Source organism: Streptomyces hirsutus (assembly GCF_001418415.1).
Classification (GTDB): Bacteria; Actinomycetota; Actinomycetes; order Streptomycetales; family Streptomycetaceae; genus Streptomyces; species Streptomyces hirsutus.
The window spans coordinates 1-5,832 of record NZ_LIQT01000650.1; the positions used below are offsets into that span (position 1 = coordinate 1).

The 5,832-nt window shown below is 74.2% G+C and carries 5 protein-coding genes and 1 pseudogene; 3 read left to right on the plus strand and 3 right to left on the minus strand.

Annotation, left to right across the window (positions count from 1 at the left end):
- Positions 1 to 36: 36 nt before the first annotated feature.
- Positions 37 to 447 (minus strand): annotated as a pseudogene (locus AOK11_RS36640) (DNA-binding response regulator); the annotation flags it as partial.
- A gap of 357 nt (positions 448 to 804) precedes the next feature.
- Positions 805 to 2,079 (minus strand): hypothetical protein, encoded by a 1,275-nt coding sequence (locus tag AOK11_RS36645; protein WP_055597948.1) that lies wholly within the window; start codon positions 2,077 to 2,079, stop codon positions 805 to 807.
- Between the two features lie 195 nt (positions 2,080 to 2,274).
- Between AOK11_RS36645 and AOK11_RS36650 the strand changes: the two genes are divergently transcribed.
- Genes AOK11_RS36650 through AOK11_RS36660 form a run of 3 tightly spaced genes read left to right on the plus strand, consistent with a single transcriptional unit; the run spans position 2,275 to position 5,224 of the window.
- The gene (locus AOK11_RS36650) at positions 2,275 to 3,141 is read left to right on the plus strand and encodes a Nif3-like dinuclear metal center hexameric protein (RefSeq protein WP_055597949.1); all 867 of its coding nucleotides are present in this window, start codon (positions 2,275 to 2,277) and stop codon (positions 3,139 to 3,141) included.
- Positions 3,138 to 3,881, plus strand: a complete 744-nt coding sequence (locus AOK11_RS36655; protein ID WP_206189001.1) for a zinc ribbon domain-containing protein — start codon at positions 3,138 to 3,140, stop codon at positions 3,879 to 3,881. Before AOK11_RS36650 ends, AOK11_RS36655 begins: the two co-directional genes overlap by 4 nt.
- Positions 3,882 to 3,919: 38 nt before the next feature.
- Positions 3,920 to 5,224 (plus strand): bifunctional RNase H/acid phosphatase, encoded by a 1,305-nt coding sequence (locus AOK11_RS36660; protein WP_055597951.1) that lies wholly within the window; start codon positions 3,920 to 3,922, stop codon positions 5,222 to 5,224.
- On the opposite strand, the gene eda is transcribed toward AOK11_RS36660, so the two are convergent.
- On the minus strand, positions 5,199 to 5,832 hold a 634-nt coding region (gene eda / locus AOK11_RS36665), incomplete at its 5' end, for a bifunctional 4-hydroxy-2-oxoglutarate aldolase/2-dehydro-3-deoxy-phosphogluconate aldolase (RefSeq protein ID WP_276204865.1). The two genes, AOK11_RS36660 and eda, sit on opposite strands and share 26 nt — an antisense overlap.

Below are 5,832 nucleotides of genomic sequence, written 5' to 3' on the forward strand. Positions count from 1 at the left end.
GGGGGATCCGGTTGACCGGCCGGTTGACCGGCCGGCTCAGACCCAGCCCAGTCCGCGGGCCTCGCGCAGAGCCTCCGCGGGGGTGGAGGCGCCGGTCTTGGCGAGGGCGCCGGTGAGGCGGGCGGTGGCGGCGGCCTCGGAGAGGTGGAGCCGGACGGCCAGCTCGGCGAGCGGTGTGCCGTTCGCCGCGGCATGGAGGCAGGCGTACTCCTCGGGGGTGAGGGGAGGAGGGCCCGCGCTCTGGGCCGCGGCGGCCAGGACGGGGTCGATCACCGTCTCTCCGGTCAGCACCCGGCGGATCGCCGAGGCCAGCTCGTCCACCGAACCGTCCCTGACCAGGAAACCGGCGGCTCCCGCGGCCATGGCCCGCTGCAGATGGCCGGGGCGGCCGGACGTGGCGAGGATCAGCACCCGGCAGTCCGGCACCTGCTCGTCGTGCACGGCGGCCCGGACGGGGACGCGGAACGGCCCCGCTCGTCCATGACGAACGGGGCCGTTCAGCTGTCGACTTGGCGCCCGAGTGCGTACCTGACGTGACGTCAGGCAGCCCTCTCCCCATGCTCGTTCTCTTCGGCAGGCCTCCGGTGGCGGCCGCGAGGGGCCGTCGTGGTGTCCTGCCAGGACACCGGTCCGCGGTGCTTGCCGTGCCCAGCGGCGGTCTGCCCGCCGTTTGCGGTCTGCGGCTGGTTGGTGCTCGCATCGTTCATCGGAAGGAACTCACCCCGTAAACATGATCTTTCCTACAGCCGGGCGAGTTTAACCGGGAGACCAGGGGGCGAATCCAGACGGCCACGCCGACCGCCACTACTTCGTTACAAGCCGTCCCAGAGGCGCCTGTTGCAGGGGGACGGGACGGGGTGCGGCCGGTTCGGCCGGAGTCGTGGACTCCCCTTCCGGAGAAGGCTGTTCGGGCCTCGCGGAGGAGTCCTTCCGGTTCTCCTTCCGCTCCTCCCCCCGGTCTTGCTCCGACCGCCGTTTCGGCCCCGGCGGGTTCAGCACGGCCACCCCGCACGGCATCGCCGGGGTGGCGCACGGCAGGCGCAGCACCCCCTCCGCCGTCCACAGTCCGGTGCCGGCCAACCACCCTTCGGGTGCCGGGAGGTGGTGCAGCTGCCGCTGGGCCGGCCGCCACACCCCGACCCAGCTGCCGAGCGGCCCGTCCACACGCAGCGCCACCGCGCACCCCTCCGGCGTCAGCGCCTGGCCGGGCTGGACCGCGAACGGCGTGACCGCGCAGTCCGACAGACGCAGGCACGTGGGGAAGCGCACCGGCAGCGTGCTGCCCAGCACCCCCCAGCCCAGCCGGCCCTGTCCCGGCGAAGGCGCGTCCGAGCGGATCAGCAGCAGGCCGCTGTCCGGGTCGGCGAGCAGGACCCGGTCGTCGCTCTCCTCGGCGATCTGCAGCAACGGCGACACCTCGCCCCCGCGCTCCAGGTCCACGACGACCGCCTTGGTGCGCCCGCCGGCCTCCCGGTCCAGGGAGAGCATCCGGCCGGTGCGGTCCAGCCACACCCCGCCCGAACAGCGGCCCGGGATCTCGGCGACGTGCTCGGGCCCGAAGGCGCCGCCCGCCACCAGCCACAGGGCCGTCGACCGCGGGCCCACGGCGACGGCGTACGCCCGCCGCCCGCACGGTGCGGGCGGCAGGAGCCGCAGCCGGGTCCCCCCGTCCGGGCACGCGACCGCGCCGAGCGGCACCTCGCCGGTGCCGGGACCGGTCGGGTACAGCAGGGAGAACGCGTGCCTCCCGTCCACCAGCCGGCGGATGAGGACCCGCCCGTCGCTCATGGGCTGCACCTCGGTGCCGGGCTCCTCGGGCTGGCCGGCGCGCAGCGGCACCGCGTAGGGCTCGGGGCCGTCCAGGGTCCAGCGCTCCGGGAACAGGGAGTCGCCCTCGCGGGCGAGGCGCGCGCCGTAGGAGCCGTCGGCACTGAGGACACAGCCCGGTGGCGGCGGCGCCCCCGCAGCCGCCGTCCTCTCCTCGTGCCCGGTGTCCCCGTGACCCGAGACCCCGTGACCCGAGACCTCGGGATCCGGAACCTCCCGGCCCGTGGAAGGCTCGATCGCACACATCGTCATCGTTCGGTCACCTCCGGCGACGAACGTAGTTTTCGTACGCGCGGACGGGAGACCCACCGGGCCCCGCTTCACACATAAGGGTGTTCCAGGAACGATTCGTCCGAGGAAGCGGAGGCGTATGTGCTGGCCGGTGCGGGCGCGGTTCCCGTACCCGCTCCGGTACTACCGCGCCATACGGGCAGGTAGCCTTGCGATGTGCCCCGTCTGTCTGAAGTCATCACCGCGCTGGAGATCCTGTGGCCCGCCGAGCGGGCCGAGTCCTGGGACGCGGTCGGTACCGTCACGGGTGACCCCGACCAGGAGGTCGGCCGGGTCCTGTTCGCGGTGGACCCCGTCCAGGAGATCGTCGACGAGGCGGTGCAACTGGGCGCCGACCTGCTCGTCACCCACCACCCGCTCTATCTGCGCGGCACGACCACCGTCGCGGCCACGACCTCCAAGGGCCGCGTGGTGCACACGCTCATCAGGAACGGCATCGCGCTGCACGTCGCCCACACCAACGCCGACAGGGCCGACCCCGGTGTGAGCGACGCCCTGGCCGGCGCCCTGGACCTGCGCGTCGTCCGGCCGCTGGTGCCGGACACCACGGACCCCGAGGGCCGCCGCGGGCTCGGCCGCGTCTGCGAACTGGACCACCCGCTGACCGTCCGCGAGCTCGCCGCCCGCGCCGCCGAGCGCCTGCCCCGCACCGCGCAGGGCATCCGCGTCGCCGGCGACCCCGAGGCGCTCGTGCGCACGGTCGCGGTCAGCGGCGGCTCCGGCGACAGCCTCTTCGCCCACGTCCGGGCGGCCGGCGTGGAGGCCTACCTCACCGCGGACCTGCGTCACCACCCGGCGTCGGAGTTCGCGGCGGAGCATGCCGCCGGCCGGCCCCCCGCGCTGCTCGACGCGGCACACTGGGCCACCGAGTGGCCCTGGTGCGAACTGGCCGCGGCCCAGCTCGACACGATCTCCGACCGCCACGGATGGGGCCTGCGGGTCCATGTCTCCGCCACGGTCACCGACCCCTGGACCGCCCACGCGCCGTCCTTCGACACCGATACCTCTGGAGCCCCCAACTGAACGCCGAGCCCGCCGACCAGATCCGACTTCTCGACCTCCAGGATCTCGACGTCCGCCTCCAGCAGCTCGCGCACAAGCGGAAGTCGCTCCCCGAGCACGCCGAGATCGAGTCGCTGACCCGAGACCTCACCCAGCTGCGCGACCTGCACGTGGCCGCGCAGACCGAGGAGAGCGACTGCGCCCGCGAGCAGACCAAGGCCGAGCAGGACGTGGACCAGGTGCGCCAGCGCGCCGCCCGCGACCAGAAGCGCCTCGACTCCGGCGCCGTCTCCTCACCCAAGGACCTGGAGAGCCTCCAGCGCGAGATCGCCTCCCTCGCCAAGCGCCAGGGCGACCTCGAGGACGTCGTCCTGGAGGTCATGGAGCGCCGTGAGTCCGCGCAGGAGCGGGCCGGTGAACTGGCCGAGCGGGTCACCTCCGTCCAGTCGCGGATCGACGACGCGACCGCCCGCCGGGACGCGGCCTGCGCGGAGATCGACGGCGAGACGGCCACGATCACCAAGGAGCGCGGAGTCGTCGCCGCATCCGTCCCCGCGGACCTGCTCAAGCTGTACGAGAAGCTGCGCGAGCAGCAGGGCGGCATCGGCGCGGCGAAGCTGTACGCCCGCAGCTGCCAGGGCTGCCGCCAGGAACTCGCCATCACCGAGCTGAACGAGATCCGCCACGCCGCGCCCGACACCGTGGTGCGCTGCGAGAACTGCCGCCGCATCCTGGTCCGCACGTCGGATTCGGGGCTGTAGGAAGCTAGGAAGCTAGGGAGATCCGAGGAGATTTTCCGGTGCGGGAGTTCATCGTAGAGGCGGACGGCGGATCGCGGGGCAACCCGGGGCCCGCCGGCTACGGGGCCGTGGTCAGTGACGCGGCGACGGGGGAGACGCTGGCGGAGGCGGCCGAGTACCTCGGCGCCACCACGAACAACGTCGCCGAGTACTCGGGCCTGCTGGCCGGCCTGCGGGCCGCCCGCGAGCTGGACCCGCAGGCCACGGTCCACGTCCGGATGGACTCCAAACTCGTCGTCGAGCAGATGTCGGGCCGCTGGAAGATCAAGCACCCCGCCATGAAGCCGCTGGCGGCCGAGGCGGCACGCGTCTTCCCGCCGGACCGGGTCACGTACGAGTGGATTCCGCGCGAGCGGAACAAGCACGCGGACCGCCTGGCGAACGAGGCGATGGACGCGGGGCAGCGGGGCGAACCGTGGAGCGCGTCGGCTTCGCGCGCGGCGCTGGACACCCCGGCCGCCCGGCCCGTGACACCTGAGCCGTCCGGGCCGTCCGAGCTGTCCGCGGGGGGCGCCGACGCCATGGTCTCCCGTGCCGAGGCCGGCAGCACTCCCGCCGGAAAGGCCGCCGACGACGTGCGGGCCGCGCAGGCCGTGGCCACTCCCGGCACCGAGACGGCCGCCGCCCGTGGTCAGGCGTCGGCCACCACTCCCTCCTCGGGCTGGGCGCCCGCCGACATGGGGCCGCCGGCCACCTTCGTACTCCTCCGGCACGGCGAGACGCCGCTCACCCCGCAGAAGCGGTTCTCCGGCAGCGGCGGCAGCGACCCCTCCCTCTCCGCCGCCGGCCGCGAGCAGGCCGAGAGGACCGCCGCGGTGCTCGCCCGGCGCGGCACCGTGCAGGCCGTCGTCGCCTCCCCCCTCGCCCGCACCCGCGAGACCGCCGGCATCGTCGCCGCCCGGCTCGGCCTGGAGGTGAGCGTGGAGGAGGGACTGCGCGAGACCGACTTCGGCGCGTGGGAGGGCCTCACCTTCGCCGAGGTGCGCGAACGCCACCCCGACGACCTGAACGCCTGGCTCTCCTCACCGGACGCCGAGCCCACCGGCGGCGGCGAGAGTTTCGCGGACACCGCGACCAGGGTCGCCGCCACCCGGGACGAGCTCACCGCCGCGTACGCCGGCCGCACGGTCCTGCTCGTCACCCACGTGACACCGATCAAGACCTTGATACGGCTCGCCCTGGGCGCCCCGCCCGAGTCCCTGTTCCGGATGGAACTGTCGGCGGCCTCGCTCTCGGCGGTGGCGTACTACGCCGACGGCAACGCCAGTGTCCGGCTGTTCAACGAGACGTCCCACCTGCGCTGAGCCCCGCCGCCGCGCGGGCCAGCCGCTCGATCCGCGCCCAGTCGCGCGCCGCCACCGCGTCCGCCGGGAGCATCCAACTCCCGCCGACACAGGCGACGTTCTCCAGTGCGAGATAGTCCGGCGCGGAGTCCGGGCCGATCCCTCCGGTCGGACAGAAGCGGGCCTGCGGAAGCGGCCCGGCGATCGCCTTGAGGTACGCCGTGCCGCCCGCGGCCTGCGCCGGGAAGAACTTCATCTCCCGCACCCCGCGTTCCAGCAGCGCCACGACCTCCGAGACCGTCGACACCCCCGGCAGGAACGGCACCCCGGACGCCCGCATCGACTCCAGCAGGACGTCGGTCCAGCCCGGACTGACCAGGAACCGCGCCCCGGCAGCCACCACCTCGTGCACCTGCCCCGGCGTGATCACCGTGCCCGCTCCCACGACCGCGTCCGGCACCTCGGCGGCGATCGCGCGGAGGGCGTCCAGCGCGGCGGGCGTCCGCAGGGTCACCTCGATCGCGGGCAGCCCACCGGCGACCAGCGCCCGCGCCAGCGGCACGGCGTCGGCGGCGTCCTCGACCACGACGACCGGTAGGACGGGCGCGAGATCCAGGACGGAGGAGGTG